The organism is Viridibacillus arvi, from assembly GCF_001274945.1.
Classification (GTDB): domain Bacteria; phylum Bacillota; class Bacilli; order Bacillales_A; family Planococcaceae; genus Viridibacillus; species Viridibacillus arvi.
Genome location: NZ_LILB01000005.1, coordinates 1,184,835 through 1,202,744, shown reverse-complemented (window position 1 = coordinate 1,202,744; position 17,910 = coordinate 1,184,835). Strand labels below are relative to the sequence as shown.

At 34.3% G+C, this 17,910-nt stretch carries 19 protein-coding genes and 1 riboswitch; of the genes, 15 read left to right on the top strand and 4 right to left on the bottom strand.

The window, feature by feature from the left end:
• Nucleotides 1-205 precede the first annotated feature (205 nt).
• A riboswitch (TPP riboswitch) is annotated at nucleotides 206-315 on the top strand.
• Nucleotides 316-419: 104 nt separating this feature from the next.
• From AMD00_RS15070 to AMD00_RS15050, 5 genes are read left to right on the top strand one after another with little or no spacing between them, the layout of a single operon-like run.
• The gene (locus tag AMD00_RS15070) at nucleotides 420-1,412 is read left to right on the top strand and encodes an ABC transporter substrate-binding protein (RefSeq protein WP_053417822.1); all 993 of its coding nucleotides are present in this window, start codon (nucleotides 420-422) and stop codon (nucleotides 1,410-1,412) included.
• A 13-nt stretch (nucleotides 1,413-1,425) separates the two neighbouring features.
• A complete protein-coding gene (locus AMD00_RS15065; RefSeq protein WP_053417821.1) occupies nucleotides 1,426-1,716 on the top strand; it encodes a thiamine-binding protein in 291 nt (96 codons plus the stop codon).
• A complete protein-coding gene (locus AMD00_RS15060; protein WP_053417820.1) occupies nucleotides 1,716-2,468 on the top strand; it encodes an ABC transporter permease in 753 nt (250 codons plus the stop codon). The genes AMD00_RS15065 and AMD00_RS15060 overlap by 1 nt, the downstream gene beginning before the upstream one ends.
• 5 nt (nucleotides 2,469-2,473) lie before the next feature.
• Nucleotides 2,474-3,220 (top strand): ABC transporter ATP-binding protein, encoded by a 747-nt coding sequence (locus AMD00_RS15055; protein ID WP_245639532.1) that lies wholly within the window; start codon nucleotides 2,474-2,476, stop codon nucleotides 3,218-3,220.
• A gap of 5 nt (nucleotides 3,221-3,225) precedes the next feature.
• Nucleotides 3,226-3,993 carry a TatD family hydrolase gene (locus AMD00_RS15050; RefSeq protein ID WP_053417819.1) on the top strand — a complete coding sequence of 256 codons (768 nt, stop codon included), beginning with the start codon at nucleotides 3,226-3,228 and terminating at the stop codon, nucleotides 3,991-3,993.
• A gap of 139 nt (nucleotides 3,994-4,132) precedes the next feature.
• Here the strand turns inward: AMD00_RS15050 and AMD00_RS15045 are convergent, their stop codons facing one another.
• Entirely contained in the window at nucleotides 4,133-5,269 is a 1,137-nt protein-coding gene (locus tag AMD00_RS15045) for an MFS transporter (protein ID WP_053417818.1), read from the bottom strand.
• Nucleotides 5,270-5,477: 208 nt separating this feature from the next.
• On the opposite strand from AMD00_RS15045, the gene AMD00_RS15040 reads away from it, so the two are divergent.
• Complete coding sequence (locus AMD00_RS15040) at nucleotides 5,478-6,614, top strand: FIST signal transduction protein (protein WP_053417817.1); 1,137 nt, start codon at nucleotides 5,478-5,480, stop codon at nucleotides 6,612-6,614.
• Nucleotides 6,615-6,625: 11 nt separating this feature from the next.
• Entirely contained in the window at nucleotides 6,626-7,609 is a 984-nt protein-coding gene (locus AMD00_RS15035; RefSeq protein ID WP_053417816.1) for a methyl-accepting chemotaxis protein, read from the top strand.
• Nucleotides 7,610-7,667: 58 nt separating this feature from the next.
• Here the strand turns inward: AMD00_RS15035 and AMD00_RS15030 are convergent, their stop codons facing one another.
• Nucleotides 7,668-7,985: a general stress protein gene (locus AMD00_RS15030; RefSeq protein ID WP_053417815.1), complete on the bottom strand. Its 318-nt coding sequence runs from the start codon at nucleotides 7,983-7,985 to the stop codon at nucleotides 7,668-7,670.
• 347 nt (nucleotides 7,986-8,332) lie between these two features.
• On the opposite strand from AMD00_RS15030, the gene AMD00_RS15025 reads away from it, so the two are divergent.
• The 7 genes from AMD00_RS15025 (at nucleotide 8,333) to AMD00_RS23720 (ending at nucleotide 15,812) form a co-directional block, all read left to right on the top strand.
• Nucleotides 8,333-8,785, top strand: a complete 453-nt coding sequence (locus AMD00_RS15025) for a hypothetical protein (protein WP_053417814.1) — start codon at nucleotides 8,333-8,335, stop codon at nucleotides 8,783-8,785.
• Complete coding sequence (locus AMD00_RS15020) at nucleotides 8,773-9,063, top strand: DUF2653 family protein (protein ID WP_053417813.1); 291 nt, start codon at nucleotides 8,773-8,775, stop codon at nucleotides 9,061-9,063. Before AMD00_RS15025 ends, AMD00_RS15020 begins: the two co-directional genes overlap by 13 nt.
• A gap of 178 nt (nucleotides 9,064-9,241) precedes the next feature.
• On the top strand, nucleotides 9,242-10,474 hold the full coding sequence (locus AMD00_RS15015) for a hypothetical protein (RefSeq protein WP_053417812.1): 1,233 nt from the start codon (nucleotides 9,242-9,244) through the stop codon (nucleotides 10,472-10,474).
• A 634-nt stretch (nucleotides 10,475-11,108) separates the two neighbouring features.
• On the top strand, nucleotides 11,109-13,979 hold the full coding sequence (locus tag AMD00_RS15010) for an Ig-like domain-containing protein (RefSeq protein WP_053417811.1): 2,871 nt from the start codon (nucleotides 11,109-11,111) through the stop codon (nucleotides 13,977-13,979).
• A 312-nt stretch (nucleotides 13,980-14,291) separates the two neighbouring features.
• On the top strand, nucleotides 14,292-14,591 hold the full coding sequence (locus AMD00_RS15005; RefSeq protein ID WP_053417810.1) for a hypothetical protein: 300 nt from the start codon (nucleotides 14,292-14,294) through the stop codon (nucleotides 14,589-14,591).
• 14 nt (nucleotides 14,592-14,605) lie between these two features.
• Nucleotides 14,606-14,902, top strand: coding sequence for a hypothetical protein (locus tag AMD00_RS15000; RefSeq protein ID WP_053417809.1), 297 nt, complete (start codon nucleotides 14,606-14,608; stop codon nucleotides 14,900-14,902).
• Between the two features lie 457 nt (nucleotides 14,903-15,359).
• Nucleotides 15,360-15,812, top strand: a complete 453-nt coding sequence (locus AMD00_RS23720; RefSeq protein ID WP_245639531.1) for a tyrosine-type recombinase/integrase — start codon at nucleotides 15,360-15,362, stop codon at nucleotides 15,810-15,812.
• A 529-nt stretch (nucleotides 15,813-16,341) separates the two neighbouring features.
• Here the strand turns inward: AMD00_RS23720 and AMD00_RS14990 are convergent.
• Nucleotides 16,342-16,770 carry a hypothetical protein gene (locus AMD00_RS14990; RefSeq protein ID WP_053417807.1) on the bottom strand — a complete coding sequence of 143 codons (429 nt, stop codon included), beginning with the start codon at nucleotides 16,768-16,770 and terminating at the stop codon, nucleotides 16,342-16,344.
• Nucleotides 16,771-17,260: 490 nt separating this feature from the next.
• Here AMD00_RS14990 and AMD00_RS14985 point away from each other — a divergent pair, with 490 nt between their 5' ends.
• Nucleotides 17,261-17,581 carry a DUF5658 family protein gene (locus AMD00_RS14985; RefSeq protein WP_245639557.1) on the top strand — a complete coding sequence of 107 codons (321 nt, stop codon included), beginning with the start codon at nucleotides 17,261-17,263 and terminating at the stop codon, nucleotides 17,579-17,581.
• A gap of 167 nt (nucleotides 17,582-17,748) precedes the next feature.
• On the opposite strand, the gene AMD00_RS23715 is transcribed toward AMD00_RS14985, so the two are convergent.
• A complete protein-coding gene (locus tag AMD00_RS23715; RefSeq protein WP_157059258.1) occupies nucleotides 17,749-17,910 on the bottom strand; it encodes a hypothetical protein in 162 nt (53 codons plus the stop codon).

Below are 17,910 nucleotides of genomic sequence, written 5' to 3'. Positions count from 1 at the left end.
AACAAACAGTGGAATTAGCGCAACAAACACCAGATTTAGCGCAACAAACGCCGGAGTTAGAGCAACAAACACCAGAGTTAGCACAATAAACTCCCAAGACAGAGCAATAAAACACCAACTCATAAAAACCCAAAAACAATCATTTCCAAATAAATATTGGAATCTTTTGTTTTTTTGATATAATAGATGAGAAAAGTTCATATGTGCAAGAATGTGGGGGGGCTGGTGTTGCCAGCTGAGAATGTATCCGATAGATGCTGACCCTTAGAACCTGATCTGGTTAACACCAGCGGAGGGAACATCAGCTAAAATCTCGAGTATCATTGAATTTTAGAGTGTATGTTAACGTCCGGAATAGTTCCGGGCGTTTTTCTTTTTGCATGGAACTTGTCAAAATAATATAGATGGAGGCAAGGGAAATGAAAAAATGTATGCTGCTGCTTGTAGCATTATTCGCTTTAGTAGGTTGCCAATCAAATGAGTCAAAAGGAAATGACAATGACTCAAAAAACGGATTAAAAAAAGTAACCGTCGTTTTAGATTGGACGCCAAATACAAATCATACTGGTTTATATGTAGCGAAAGAACAAGGTTTTTTTAAAGAGCAAGGCTTGGATGTAGAAATCATTCAACCAGGTGAAACAGGAGCAGATCAACTAGTAGCTTCAGGAAAAGCCGAATTTGGTATTACAGCGCAAGAATCGATTACACAAGCAAGAGTTCAAGGAGTTCCACTTGTGTCAATCGCAGCGATTATTCAACACAATACATCGGGCTTTGCATCCCCAATAGACAAAAATATTAAATCACCAAAAGATTTCGAAGGTAAGACTTATGGTGGTTGGGGTTCTCCAATCGAAAAAGCTGTGCTGGATTCTCTTATGAAAATTGAAAATGCCGATAATAAGAAGCTAGACATTATCAATGCCGGAGATGCAGACTTCTTTACAATGGTCAAAAAAGATGTAGATTTTGCATGGATTTACTATGCATGGACAGGTGTCGAAGCGGAACTGCGTGGAGAAAAAATAAATATGCTCTATTTAACAGACTATAGTGACAAACTAGATTACTATACACCAGTTCTTACAACTAACGAAAAAATGATCCAAAGTAATCCAGATACAGTGAAAGCATTCACTAAAGCAACTTCACAAGGATATGAATTTGCTATAAAAGATCCAGAAGCTGCTGCAGATATTTTACTAAAAGCTGCTCCAGAATTAGATGCAGAGTTAGTTAAGAAAAGCCAACAATGGCTAGCTGACAAATATCAAGATGATGCAAAGCAATGGGGAGAGCAGAAACTTGAAGTTTGGGAAAACTATGCAAATTGGATGAGTGACAATAACGTATTAGAAGGTAAATTCGATCCTGAAAATGCGTTCACAAACGAATTTTTACCACAATAAGGAGGAGAAAGAAATGGCTAATTCATTAATCAGTGTACAAATTATTCCGAAAACAAAAACTTACGAGGATGTTATTCCTTTTGTAGATGCAGCTATCAAAATTATCGACGATGCTGGTGTGAAGTATGAAGTCCATCCACTTGAAACAACAATGGAAGGTGAACTTTCTGAACTGCTTGACATCATCCGTGTGATGAATGAAAAGATGATTGAACTAGGTAGCGTAAACGTCATTACTCAGGTGAAAATACTTTACCAACCATCTGGTATAGAACTAAGTACATTAACGGAGAAATACAGATAATGAAATGGATACGTGAAAAAGGAGGAGCGATTTTTCTGCTCCTTTTCATTTTATGTTGTTGGGAATTGATTGTTCGTTTAAAAGAAGTTCCGGGTTGGTTACTACCGGCTCCTACAGTTATCTTTTCTGAAGCTATCAAAGCAATTCCTACTTTTTCAACAGATATTTTATCAACAACTCAGTTGGCAATATTAGGACTGACAATTGGAAGTCTCGTAGGATTTATCATAGCGGTCTCCCTCCATATGATGCCGAAAGTGCAGAAACTTGTTTATCCGTTACTTATTCTATCGCAAAATATTCCAATCATTGTTTTAGCGCCGCTTCTAATTATTTGGTTCGGTTTTGGCTTATTACCAAAACTGATCATTATCGGTTTAGTCTGCTTTTTCCCAATTGTTGTAGCAGCATTAGATGGTTTTAAAAATACCGCACCTGAGCTCAAATACTATATGGAAATGGCGGGGGCATCAAAAAGCCAATTATTTTGGAAACTAGAATTGCCGCATTCACTTCCATCCTTATTTTCGGGCTTGAAAATCTCTGCGACTTATAGTGTCATGGGGGCAGTCATTTCTGAATGGCTAGGTGCGAAAAAAGGCATTGGTGTATACATGACATTATCTCAATCCTCGTTCCGTACAGATCGTGTGTTTGTTGCTATTTTCACCATCATGCTATTAAGTGTCATCGTATTTGGTTTGCTACGTTTGGTCGAAAGAATAGTAATTAAAGGCAAACTGGAGAGGTGAATACAATGTTGCTTAAAATGAATCATATAGAAAAATCCTTTGGTACAACACAGGTTTTACATGATATTTCGATACATGTAGAAGATGGAGAATTTGTTGCATTACTCGGACCTTCAGGGAGTGGCAAGAGCACCATTTTTAATTTAATAGGCGGAATGGCTACGCCAGATGAAGGTACTATTTCTTTGAATGACAAAATCATTCACGGACAAAAAGGGTTAATCGGCTATATGCCTCAGCAACCATCTCTTTTCCCGTGGAGAACCGTCATTGAAAATGTCGTACTGATGCAAGAATTATCAGGTAAACCAAATTATGAAGAAGCAAGTGAATGGCTAGAAAAAGTAGGGTTACGAGACTTTGAAAAATCCTACCCAATTGAATTATCAGGTGGCATGAAGCAACGCGTAGCCTTTATAAGAGCGTTACTCAGTAAACAAAATTTATTATGCCTTGATGAGCCATTTTCAGCGTTAGACGAATTTACAAGAATTGAAATGCAAAAATGGCTTCTATCTGTATGGGAAGAAAATCGAAAATCAATACTATTCGTCACGCATAGTATTGAAGAGGCAATCTTTTTAGCAGATCGAATCTATATACTAACGAAGCGCCCTGCTACTATAAAAGAAGAGATAAAAGTACCCTTTGCAAGACCGAGAGAGGAAAGTCTCTTAAATACAAATGAATTCTTCCAGCTCAAACAAAAACTATTCAATCTGTTGAAGGATGAAATTGAGGTAGGTGAGTGAAGTTGATGATTGATGCTCATATCCATTTCGATCAATACAATGATGAACAACAAAAGATGATTTTAAAAGAAATGGCTCAATTTAATGTGACCCATTTAATCGCAGTTTCTACTCACTTAGCATCAAGTAAGGTCAATTTAAAATTAGCTCAAAATGATAAGCGCATCCTACCTGCATTTGGCTTTCATCCAGAACAAGTACTGTTGGGGGAAAGTGAGCAAGCTCAATTGTTTGAATGGATAAGAGCACATAGAGATGAGATGGTTGCAATAGGAGAAGTGGGGCTCCCTTATTATTTGAAACAAGAAAAAGCGCCCCTATACCAACCCTATATCGACTTACTTGAAAAGTTCATCGCACTTGCAGCAGAAATGGATAAGCCAATTATTTTGCATGCAGTATATGAAGATGCTCACATTGTTTGTGATTTATTAGAAAAATATAATGTGACAGCTGCACATTTTCATTGGTTTAAAGGCGATACACAAGTAGTTAAAAGAATGATTGCAAATGGATATTTCATCTCCGTAACTCCTGATGTATTGTATGAAAAAGAAATTCAGCAGCTCGTAAAGCAATATCCATTAGAGCAAATGATGGTAGAAACAGATGGACCATGGCCGTTTAAAGGGACTTTCTCTGGTAAGATGACGCATCCAATCATGATCAGAGCATCTATTGAGAAGATCGCAGCTATTAAGCAGTTATTATATGAAGAAGTTTCTACTAAGCTATATGAAAATACACAGAAATTTTACCGGTTGAAGTGTTAAAGTCCATCTTTTTGACTTAATCAAGATGAAATCCCCTTTGTCTTTCGGCAAAGGGGATTTTCTGATATTGAGATTAATAAGAAATTCAGCAACAACTTCCACAAAAAAAGCCAGAGATATTTAAATCTCTGGCTGAACTTTAAGATGTGACTGTTTTTCTATTTATTAATGTTATACAAGCAAAGCATAGTAGCAATATTCCAGTAAAGATAAATCCTCCTGTGATGCCAAGTGACAACCAACCTAAAATTGAAGACCCAGCAACTACGCCTAATGAGAAGAATGCGTAGAAGTAACCATAAGCCTTGCCTCGTACCTCAACAGTTGTTGAATCAATCAGTAACGAATTTAAAGAAGGGAATAAGAAAGCGAATCCAAATCCATAGCAAGACATTGCCATATAAAGTAATGTACTTGAATCTGCCTGGCTAATTAATAGTTGACTTAACCCCATCAATCCAATACCAAGTGCTAATGTTTTGATAGGCTTGACTCTATCGAAAATTCTATTAGTCGGTAGTAAGAATACAAGAACAGCAACAATGCCAAATGTACTCATTAAAGTTCCGCTCAAACGTGAATCAAAACCTAATTCTTGTACCTTTAAAGGTAATAAATAAGCGATAGCTCCTTGAGAAAACATAAGGAAAAATGCGCCTATAAAGGCTTTAAGTGTGCCTGCATTTTTGAAGAACGTCCGAATAGGAACGTGTACACTAGTAGATGAATCTTTTTTTATTTGAGTTGATTTTAAGATAAAGATGGATAAAAAAGCGAGCACTAGCATGAAGGCAGCCGTAATGTTAAAAACAAATGGTACGCTTGTCCGACTAGCTAAAATACCACTAAATGCAGGGCCAGTAATAGCAGCAATTCCTACAAATGCGCCTGATATAGCACTACTCTTACCACGTTTTTCTTGTTCAGTTTCATTTGCTAAAAAAGTAAATGCTGCTGGAACGATTAAACCCGCTACTAAACCGTGGATAAAGCGAACAACTAAGAGCATAATCGGTGCATCGGCGAACGTATAAAGCAACAAAGCTAGACCAGTAGTGAATAATCCCGCTATCAAGATTTTATATGGGCCTCTGCGATCCGTTAAAAACCCTGAAATGATGTTACCAAATGTATTAGACAATGAATACATACCAACCGCCAAGCCTGTTATAAAGGCCGATGCTCCAAGCGATTCAGCAAATGTACTCATGACAGGTAGTTGTGTAAACAAATCGAAGAACGAAAAGAACACAATGACATATATAAATTTTTTCATGTAAAACCTCTCCAACAATTAAATTATTTATATATTATAGCCTATCAAAGCTAATCACCCAAATTTTCTTGAGTTTTAAAAAAATATAAAAGGGAAAATAAGTAATTAAATTATCCTTGTACATGCTATAATAGATTGTAAAAAAGAACCATTTTGAATAATCAAAAGAGATTCAAACTAACTATCAAGATAAACTAGAGGTGTTACTATGGAATTAATGCGCTCCAATTCTACAAAGCAAAAAAATACCGTAGAGGCAGTTAAAGAAGTTACAAGTAAACTACATACCGAACCTTCATTACTATTATTTTCCACAAGCACGACACATTCATTTCAAGAAGTAACAGCACTATTTAATGCACAATATCCAAATAGTGAAGTTGTTGGCTTAACGACGACAGGCGAAATTGGGCCATCTGGCTTCTTAGAAAATGGTCTAGTAGCAATGAGCTTTGCAAAAAGTATTGGACAAATAAGTACGGTTTTGATGAATGATATTTCGAAATACCCTGTATTCTCTCGTAATGATTTAATTTCCGCAGCAAAACACATAGGTATTAATCTTAACAGCCAAACACTTGAAAAAGAAGGGCTAGTATTAGTATTTCCGAATGGATTAATTGCTGCAGAAGAAAAGATGCTATCAATCGTCAATTCAATCTTCCCACATGAGGGGTTCCCTGTATTTGGCGCAACTGCTGGAGATGATGCAAAATTCATTGAAACCTTCGTTAGCTTAAACGGAGAAGTATCAAGTAAAGGTGGCGTAGTCATCTTTATGAAACCAACTGTAGATTTTGTCATGCTAAAAGAGAACATTTTCACTAGTACAGGTAAATCGATGAAAATTACTAAAGCTGATACTGAGCAACGTATTGTCTATGAGTTAGATGGAAAAAAGGCAACGACAATTTACGCAAATCGATTAGGCGTAAAAGAAAACGAATTAGATCAATATTTTATGACAAACCCACTTGGCAGGAGATTTAACAATGAAATTTTTATTGCATCACCATTCCAAATACTACCGAATGGAACGATCCAATTTTATTGCCAAGTTTTCCAAGATTCGATTGTTGAGATTTTAGAACCAAAAAACCCAGTTGAAACTTTACAACAAACATTACATACTTTCAAGTCCGAGTTTACTGAATTAGAGGGCGTATTAGCCTTTAACTGCATTCTAAGAAAACTACAATTTCAAAGTCACGGTATATTCCCAGAATTAAATCGAGAACTTGAGAAATTGCCTAACTTAGGTGGATTTTGCAGTTACGGAGAACAATTTAATAAATCGCTTGTTAATCAAACACTAGTACTTTTAGGTTTAGGGAAGAAAAGATAGGAGCGGTGAGCATGCTTAAAAGCTTTTTCAAACAAAAAGAAAATCATTCTGACATTCTAATAGAAGAAATCTACTCATTAACACCCAAAGAAAAGGAATCAATGATTGATGGCTTACTAGATTTAGTCGCATTATTAAAATCATCTAATGAAAAGAACGCGAAAGGCGACAGCGTATTTATCGAGCGTATTACAGAGGTGAAAAATACTGTGGAAGAGGGCAGGACATCTTTAATTACCTCGAGTGATAATATCCAAAGAATTCTTGATGAAGCGCAAAACATACATAGTATTACAGCTTCAGTGGAAGCACAAGGTGAGCAAAATATTCGCTTAGTAAATGAAGGCAATGAAAATATGAACAAGCTCGACTCGCAAATGGATTATGTCAAAGACGTATTTACTAATTTTGAAAAATCCATCACCGAAGTTCAGCGCGAAACAAATGACATTATAGCTATTACCAATATAATAGCGGGGATAGCAGATCAAACAAATTTATTGGCGTTAAACGCCTCAATTGAAGCTGCAAGAGCTGGGGAACATGGGAAAGGTTTTGCAGTAGTGGCTGCAGAAGTGCGTAAATTAGCCGAACAAAGTAAAGATGCATTAGTGAATGTGAATAAAAAAGTAAATGAAATTGTCGATCAAGTTTCGGTACTATCAGCAAATATCGTTGAAAAATCAAAAGAATTCGATCATACGCAAGAAATGACTCGTTTGACAAGTGAATTCTTCGGGAAAATAGCAACATCAGAAAAAGAGCTATTTACAAATATGTCAGGTATTAAGCACGCAACAGATCAAACAATGGCTGAAATAAGCACATTCCGTCAAGAACTTGAAGCGATTGTCCAATTATCCGAACAATCAACCAAAAGCATTGATGAACTGTACATATTCTCACAAGATAAATTTTTTATTTCAACAGATATGACATCCTATATTTCTCAAGTAAAATACTTAGTTGAAGCATTAAAGAATGACCAGCTTTAATATAAATTCAAAAACCCCCAATCACTATTAGCGTGATTGGGGGTTCTCTACATATTCATTAGTTAGCTATAATGATTAATTTACCTTGATCTAGTTCCTCTTCCGCATTTGCAGCTTCTTCTTTTGTTAAGCCAGCAGCTTCCATCTTATTGCGTAGTTCATCACCACGAGAAGTGAACATATTCTTCATACTATTTAAGATACCTTGTTCTTTGATTCCAACTTCCGCAGTATCTAGAGCCTTATTGATATCATCAGATCTTTCTTTAAAGTGTGCGAATACATAAATGTCATCTCTTGTATGACCTTGCAGTTCTAACTTTTTGATTTCTTCCAATGCTTGTACGGCGTTTTCTACTGTTAATTTTAATGTCATTTGAATCCCTCCGATTTTGTTTTACATATAATCTTTACCCTGAAGGACTAGCATCTAAACATAAGTTGAGAAAGACCAAGAGTTCAAACAATAAAAGTAGTAAAATCTTATACTTGAAATAAGTTCCTATATATAGGAAGTAAAGTACTTTGAGAGAAAGAAATGAATTACTTTTTTTTTTTGAAACCTTTTGTACTTTCGAACGTATATAAAGTAAATCATGATAATTATCTGTGATGAGATGGGCTAACGTCGTATATCAGTGTAAATATCCAGTAGTGCATGATACACTGTTCAGTGGGGTTAGCACCAAAGAAAAACTACCAAAATTGATGGAGGGTCATACATTGAAAAAATTAGTAGCAGCTTTATTTGCAGCCACTCTTGTATTCTCAAGTGTCGGAAGCTTTGTGTTCAACGACCAAGCAACAACAGTTGAAGCAAAAGGGTATAAATCAGGTAAAAAAGGCTTCAATACAAACAAGAACTATAACAACAACCAACCAACAAATTCAAATATTCAAAAAGATAAACAAGATACAAAAACAAATAACGGAACATCGGCTACAAAATCAGGCGGTGGCTTCATGAAGGGCGGCCTTATGAAAGGTCTTATGCTTGGTGGACTAGCAGGATTATTATTCGGCGGTCTATTTGGTAACATGGGAGCACTTGGTTCTATTTTAGGATTCGCAATCAATATCCTTGCGATTATCGTATTAATTGCATTAGTTCGTAAAGTATTTACTATGATAAAAGCAAAAAAACGTAAAGAGGAAGCAAACCCATGGAACAGATAATTATTCCAGAACAAGATATCATCAATGCAATCTGTCTTTTCCAAGCTCGTAACAAAAACGTCATGCCAGAAGATGTTGAAGTTGAATTGGCATACGATGATGATGAAGGCTTTTCAGCAGAATCATTCATTAGAGGCCAAGTTGAAGTAATTAGTGAAGCGGGTCTAATAGCGGCAGTTCGTCTATGGATTTCCGAATTCCTAAACCGCGATCCATTCGCTTCAGGAATTGAACTTGTACTAGATGATGAAGAAGGCATTATTGCCGTAGTAAACTAATAAAACACAAAGCAAAGCATCACTGATCTATAAAATCAGTGATGCTTTTTTGTGTTATTTTAATAATAAAACATAAATACCAGCATTTCTCAAAAAAATAGGTTTAAATGTGGTAAAATAAGTATGTTACATGAAGTGGAAGAACTAAATACATATAAGTGAAGGAGCTTTAAAATCGATGCAGAAGACTAACAATACCCGTATCAAACTTCTTAGACGGCTTATGCTTTGTTCCGTACTATTAATCCCTTCGATAATAACGTTAACGAAAACAGACATCGCACAAGCTGCTAATTCAAAAACAAAGGTCGGTTTTCAAACAACGACAAAAAAACCGACAACAACAAAAAAGCCAACAACAACTAAGAAAAAAGTTTCTCAAAGCTATAATGTGAAAAATGGCAAACTGTATAAAGGAAGCAAGCTCTATAAAAAGCAAAAGCTTTATCAAGGAATCCTCTATGTAGATGCAAAAAAAGCAACCGGTCAATACACTGTTTCTGGCAATAAACGATATTATAAATCCGGTATACTTTTTACGGGAATATTAGAAGGTTATTATTATGAATCTGGTAAAGAGCCAGGAAGATATGTTGTATATAATAACAAACTTTATGCCCCAGATGGCTGGCCAAATGAAGGCTATAGAATTTATAATGGTTTACTTTACGATGGGGAAGATTTAAACAAAGGTGCGCTTATTTATCAAAGCAAATTATATTACGGAGCAAAAATAAATAGTGGCTATAGAATCTTTGAAGGCGAACTATACTACGGAGCTAATTTAAAAAACAGCAAGACAGTATATAAAGATAGATTGTATATTAACGCAAAGCCGAATGTCGGTTATACAACCTATAATAAGAAACTGTACGATGGATCATATTTAAATGAAGGGTACTTCTTATATAACGATATCTTATATAATGATGCAGATTATAATAAAGGATATACTTTATTTGAGGATCGACTTTATAATGGCGAAGATGAAAACTATGGAATTGCAGAATTTGATGGTCAATATTATTATCATACAGATATCGCAAATGGCAAATACGGCGGAAATCTATACGAAGATGGAGAATTAGTTAGAAAAGCGACGACTATTAAATCTATTCGTATTGTTGATACAAAAACGCTAGAAGTGACATATAGCCAAGCGGTTAATAATAAGAAGCCTTTAATTAACGTAGAAAAAAATGGCGTTCTATATACAATCTCAGCATTTAAATGGAACAAAGCCAAAACAGTATCAACCTTTGATATCTCAGGATCTATCACTGCAGGAAAATATAACATTACTATTTTCGGCATTGATAATATTAAACTGTTTGGTTCTATTGCAGTAGAAGGTGAATCAGCTCTCCATATTGCAAATGCCAATTATGGGTATGAAATGGTAGAAGATTAAAGTATAAGAAACGTAGCCAGTAAACTTCTGGTTACGTTTTTACTTTTTTATGGGTAAATATATTGAAATAATAAAATATCAATCTATATGTTAGTATGCTAAAAAACCATTTAAAGTTGTATTTGTAATAATTATGATAAAAATAAACGTAAGGAAATATTTATATCTAATCCTTTTTATTAACATAATAAGCAAAAACGTTATAAAAAATAACCTTAAAATACAAATAAAGGTAATAATTTAAGTCTAATAAAACTGAATATTTAAATTATTTAAACATTCAATCAAAATGAAATTATAGTATAATTTAATTATAAAAAAACCACTTTTAGTAATTTTTCGATAACATTTTATGAAAATGAGCTTGTTTTAATAAATTTTTAACAGGAAATTATCTTGAAATAACATAAATATATTGTATCACTAGGTGGAAATTTATATAAATTTAATAGGAATATAATATCAAAAACGAACAAATTGGTAAAAAACCCAAAAAAATATTAAGTATACCTTTGGATGTGTGTTAATATAGTCAATAAGGATTACATAAAGTAAATTTAAAGGATATTTAACGGTATTAACTACATGACTTTAAAACTTTTAGATAGTCCGCAAGTAAAGGAGAATGAATAAAATGGTAAACAACAAACTTAAACTAGTAAAATCGGCTACTGCCTTTGTCATTGGTGCTGCAGTATTAACAGGATCATTCGCAGCTGCTGGATCAGATACAGCATTCGCAAAAAGCTCAACTTCAGTAAAGGTGAGCAATGGTAAACTTGTATATAAGAGCACTGGTAAAGTTGTAAAAGGTTACAAAACTTACAACAAAGCGCTATATAAAGACGGTAAAAAATTAACTGGTCTTTACAAAAAAACTTATTACAAAGCTGGTAAAAAAGCGACAGGTACTTACAAATCTGTATACTACAAAGCTGGTAAAGCATTCACTGGCGTAACTAACAAAACTTATTACAAAGCTGGTAAAAAAGCGACAGGTACTTACAAAAACGTATACTACAAATCAGGTAAAGCTTACACTGGCGTAGTTAACAAAACTTACTACAAAGCTGGTAAAAAAGCGACAGGTCTTTACAAAGGCGTTTACTACAAAACTGGTAAAGCAGCAACAGGAATCTTCGAAGGTCAACTTTATGTATCTGGTAACCTAAACAAAGGTTTGACAGTTTACAAAGACCAACTTTATAAAGATGCAGTATTAAACAAAGGTTTAGCTTTATTCAAAGACCAACTTTATAAAGATGCAGTATTAAACAAAGGTTTAGAAAAATTCGAAGATAAATTCTACTTCGATGCAGCAATTGCTGACGGTACTTACCTTGATGCTAACAACGTAGAACGCGCATTTGAAAAAGGTGTTGAAGTTGGAGCTAAAGTTAAAGCTGTAGAGGCGATTAACGCTAAAGAAATTAAAGTTACTTTTAACAGATCTATTGATGCTTCAACTGTAATTGGTGCTTCTGAAGCTCTTGCAAACATTTCAATTGCTAAAGTTGGAACAGCAGATGAAACTGGATTAAAAGCTAAGCTATCAGAAGATAAAAAAACAGTAACTATTACTTCAGAGACAACTTTCAATGGTGAATACACTGTTAAAGTTACTGATGCAGTAAAAACAACGACTGGAGATAAAGTAGAAACTTCTACAAAAATTATCAAAGCTGAAGATAAAGTAGCACCAACTTATGTAAACTATACAAAAGAAAATGCATCAACATTTGTATTTAACTTCTCTGAGCCAATCAATGATAAAGGTTCAATTGTATTTAAAAATGCAGATGGTACTATTCTTTCAGTTCCTGCATCTGACGTAACTGTAAAAGGATCTTCTATCAAAGTTGTGTTACCTTCAAATGTAGAGGCTAACAAAAACATTACTGTATCATTCACTGGTTTAACAGATTTCGCAACTAATATTCTTGAAACACCATTCTCAGTTACAATTCAAAAGGGTGCTAAAGATGGTGTAGCACCAGAAATAACAAGCGTAACTCCAGTTAATGCTAAAAAATTCACAATTAAATTCTCTGAAGAAGTTCAAGGATTTACTGAACCAGATTTAACTGTAGCTGGTTCATCAGTGAAATCAGTAACTCAAGATAAAGCTGATAAAACAAAATACATCGTTGAATTAAATTCAGCTGTATCTGGTTTAACAAGTGTATCAGTATCAGACAAATCATACACTGATTTATCTGGTGAAGATGGTAAAGCATTCAGCCAAATCGTAAACTTTGTTGCTGACACAGTGAAACCAACTGCAACAGCTGCTATTTCTGTAAACAAAGATGGTAACCAAGTATTAACATTTACTACAAGTGAAGATACTACTTTAGCTGCTTCAGGTACAATTACATTACCAGCAAAAGCGGTTAAAAACTATGTAACAACATCTGGTGACATTACTTTTGCTGCTACAGATGTAAAACCAGTAACTGATTCTTCAACTCAATATACAGTTGAATTATCTAAAATTAAATTTGCTAGTTCAGCATTAGTTAAAGATACTGTTTACACAGTAGACTTAGCAGCTAACGTATTTGCAGATGTAGCTGGAAACAAAAACGAAGCTAAAACTTCTTCATTCTCATTCACTCGTGGTGCAGATAAAGATTCTGCTAAACCTGTATTGATTGATGCTAAAGTTGAGGTTAAAGACAATGATACATTTACAATAGACTTTGGAGCAGCTGTTGAATTAGATAATGCAACTGTTGTAAACAAAGCTAATTATTATGTAGCTGGAGCTACTATTGACTCAGTTACTTTGGGAGCAAATGGAGTTGCTACAGTTAAACTTGTATCTGGTTCAAACAATTACACTGGTAAACGTACAGTTAAAATAACTGGTGTTAAAGCTGCAAATGGTAACGTTATGGACGACTTTACTACTCAAAAAGTCTTCAATGAAAACGTAAAACCAGCTGTACAATCTGCAAAAGTTGATACTATTGAAAAAGGTTCTAAAGAAACAACTACAACAATACCAGCAACAGCAGTTGCTTCAGATTCTGCTGCGAAAGTAGAAGGTACTTATACTGGTACAACTGACGAAGTAGCAACTTATACTTACAGTACTACTACTTCTAAATGGACTGCTGATAAAACTTTAGAAGGTTTAACTGTAACTGAACCAACAGGAACAACTGATGGTCAAACTTTCACTGTAACTGCAAAAGCAGCAAAAACTACAACTACACCTGCAACTTCAGGTAAAACAACTATTAAAGTAACTTTAAGCGAAGAAGTAAAAGCTGAAGCTACTGATTATGTTGTAAATGTTGCTGGTAAAAAACTAGATGGCGTTAAAGCTACTGTAACAGCAACTCCTAAATCTAAAGAAGTAACAATTGTTATTGATAAAGAGTTAACTGCTGATGATTTTGCTAAAGAGGTTACTCTAACTTCTGATGATTACAAATTAACTGATGAAGCTGGCAACAAAGCTGATATCTCAGCTGCAGGCATCAAAGTTTCACTTTAATAAATCCCTCCTCTTACCTTATTGGGCGAACGGATTCAAAGACTCCTATCTTCTTCGGAAGATAGGAGCTTTTTTTTTGTTTCATAGCGTTTGGATTCTCTTTTTAAATATATATTATTATTTTGAATTCTAGCTCTCATGTATTTGTGCATGAGAGCTTTTTAGTTAGGAGGGAGATTCATGAGTGTTCTAAAAACAACATAGACTACCTAGAAAGCGATTACATTTGAACAAGCCTAAGAAAAGGCGAGGTTCTGGAAGTAATCGTTTTACAGTTCTATTTCAAGGTTTTAAGAGAAAAGGAGAATCCAAATGGAAGAGATTTTTGTCATGGAATGGTTTACGAAACAACTAAGAAAGGTATTTCATGTGTACCTACAAGCATCAAATGTAAAAATTGAGGTCATTGACTTAAAGCATCCAGTCCTAGAACAGTACATGCAAGTGATTCAAAATGAATGGAATTTAATATTAGCTAATGCTTATTCCTGTACACATGATGATTTAAGAGGTAGTCATTGGGGAGCATTTTTCATCTGTAAAGAAGATGGAGTTCTGTTTGAACTGTGGAAGAAGAACGAAGAAGTAATTGCCTACGAGGTCTACAAGTAAAGGAGTGTTAGCACATGACTTACAGCTACGAACGATTTTTAAATGAGAGGGCATTAAGAACATCTGAAAAAGTAACATTAAACAACATTGGCTACGAAACAATTGAACTCCGCAAAGAGGAAATGGATGAACGTTTCTTTACAGAACAGGAGTTCAAAGCATTACCAAAGGTTTGTATGGTAACAGCCATTAGTTACCTTATGAAGAGCAATGAAGTTTACTTAATGATGGATGTTTACGATGAAAACAATCAACACCATGTGAAAACTGTTTGGTTAAAGAATGGAGAAATTCAGTCAGCGAAAGATTAAACTCACGACAAAACTAAATCAAAAGAATAGTAAAAAGGACAGGTTCATGCGACACAAGGCATGAACTATTTTTGTATGCAAAAAAACTCAAACATTATTATATAACTGTCGTGAGTTTCGTTTTTAGGAGGGAAATCTCATGAAGTACAAATTGATCGTAACAGTAGTAGTTGCAGTTTTAGCAGAAGCATTACGACAATTACAAGCTGAAGAGTCCTAAACCAACACAAAGGTTTAGGATTTTCTTTTTTTGAAAGGAAGGATAACAGTGAAAGCACCAATGGAAGCATTTCAACAATGGTTAGTAGAAGAAGGCAAAACAGTTAAAACGATTGAATCCTACATGAAGGTTTAAAGAAGTTTGAAGTGTACAGACAGGAACATCTTCAATTTGAGGAGTTTCTTACGCAATTTTTGTTTTACTTAGAGGATAAAGCGAATGTAAGTGAACGGAATCGTGAATCGTTTAATAGGATACCTATTATTGTACATAGGTGTTCGAGTGAGTGAATTGGTGAGTGTCCGTTTAGAAGATATTAGTCTAATGCCATCTGCTTTAACGGTTAAGGGGAAAGGCGGAAAAATAAGAGAAATTAGCTTACGACAAGATGTGTTAGCCTACATGAAAGATTACATGCAAGGTGAAAGAGAGGAAAGTCCATTTCATAGTAGTTCTTACTTGTTGGTTAGTCAACGAGTAGAAAAATTACATCGTGATGCAGTTCGGAACTGGTTGAGCCATGCGTCAAAGGAGTTACAAATTCATCTACATCCACATTTGTTTCGACATACGTTTGCGACAAGATTACTTCGTATGGTGGGCTGGATTAAAGAGAATAACTGTACGCATGTTGCCCTGGAAATCACTAGTGTTTACAGGAAACATATTGTGAATTTATTAGAAGCTTAAGAAATTGAGTTTCTAGTTGTGGATGAACAACATACGAAGGTAGTACCTGGAAGTAAAACAGATGTGAAAGACGCCAGAATAGATTGCTAAACTCTTTTGTCATGGGCTTTTAAAAGCTAGTTATAACCTGAGCGAAGAGGATCCTGAAATTCTATCGAACTTCGCTCGGCTTATTATGAAAAAGAAAAAAGAAGAACTGGAAATAGCCCTAGGAGGATATATTAAATCTCATCAACGCTTAATGTTTAAGACTTATCAGCAACACGAAAAGGAAAGAAATGAGCAGGAATTGTAGTAGCACATAGCATCGTAATCCAGTTCAACTAACTACATAGTTCATTGAATTAGACACACTCTTCTTTTTTAGACGAATGAGCTGTATCTCTTTAAGTATTGCATTTATTAAAATTACAGAATTTACTTTTTGTGATAGTTTTATACTTAGATGGTGTTCGGTAACAAACAAAGCACTTTGAGCAAAAATCTTCCAAATATTCTAATCAATCGGTACGTTCTCTTAACCTAATTATTAGTCTTCACTTAAAATTTCTTGAGAATTACTTAAGTAATTCTCTGCTATCGTATTTATGATTGTATTTTCATTAAAATCATAATCAAGATTTGCTTGTTGTAAATCTTCAGTTGGTTCAAATAAAGGATTTTTATAGTCATTTTGATTTTCTACTATATCACTTTTTATATCATTTTTTTCTTTATTCAGTAAGTTTCCGATCTTTTCATCAACGAAGTCGATTGAATCGGATATGAAGATTTTTATATCATCAAATACGACCTCTAGGTTTTGAGGCAGAATTGAAATTAATTCAACGCCATCTTGGAAAATCGATTCCTTATTCCAATCAAGGAACTTAGAGGGTGAATTGTTCATTGTATAATACGACCCTGCGAAAAAAGAAATTGAACATATTATTAAAATGGCGAAAAACTTCTTAATCATAATTTATCATCCTTCTTTCAGTGATAAATACATGCTTTCCAAAAAAGGATGAAATTATAACTATAAGTTAATAATTAGAAAATGTTTATTGGAAATAAAATCTTCTAATTAATGAACGCATTCGACTCTTTTAGGAGAACTACCTTGATTAATAACTATTAAACAACCTCGACGAAGAATTTGTTATGTAAGTTAATTCTATAGTTAAAAACGGTAAAAATAAAAGCATGAGCAATAATCTAAATCGATCATTTAACTGAATAATCGTAGATAGATACATTATTACTCTTAATTTCAGAACAAGTGATTTTTGTCTGAATGTTATTGGTTTTTAAGCATATATATGAATACAGTATCAGTCATTGAAATTATTTTTTCCTCAAAATCCCTTCTTGGAAATTTCACCAACTCAAAAGTATATTTCACCATCAGTTATCCCAGAATAGTACAAGCATACTATTGAATAAAAAAGGGGTTACATTGTTTGAAAATGAAACTTTTATTTTTTCCTCGTAGCAAATTGTTTTTTGCGGGATTACTTCTATTATTTTTATCCATTATAGATTCCATCTTCACCGATTTCGGTATTCGACATAACCACATTACTGAAGCAAACCCACTTATGCGTATAGTATATGAAAATAGTGTTTTTGCTTTTTATTCGTTGAAAATTATGTTTCCATTATTGTTATTGTATATCCTTAGTAAGGTTCAGCTGAAAAGATCATTACAGCTCTTAATGGGAGCGGCTATTGTCCTTTACTCCGCTGTATTCATTCAGCATGTTTGGTGGATTTCATTAGTCATATAATTATTAGATTCCAAATTCCGGGAGTACTTTAATGCAATTAGTCCTTAATCTTTTCGGAGGTTAGGGGCTTTCTTTTGCTGAAAAGTGGAATAATGATATTTCAATTTAGTTAGAAAATTACCCTTTATTCAAACAAAAACCTAGCTTCTAAGGACGTGAATATTCTGCTAAATAACAAACACCGGAGTTAGCGCAACAAACAGACGAGTTAGTGCAACAAACAGAGCAGTTACCGCAACAAACACCCCAGTTACCACAACAATCCCAAAACCACCCCCAAAAACAACACAAAAAAGCCGCCCATCCAGGCGGCTTTCCAAATCATTCAA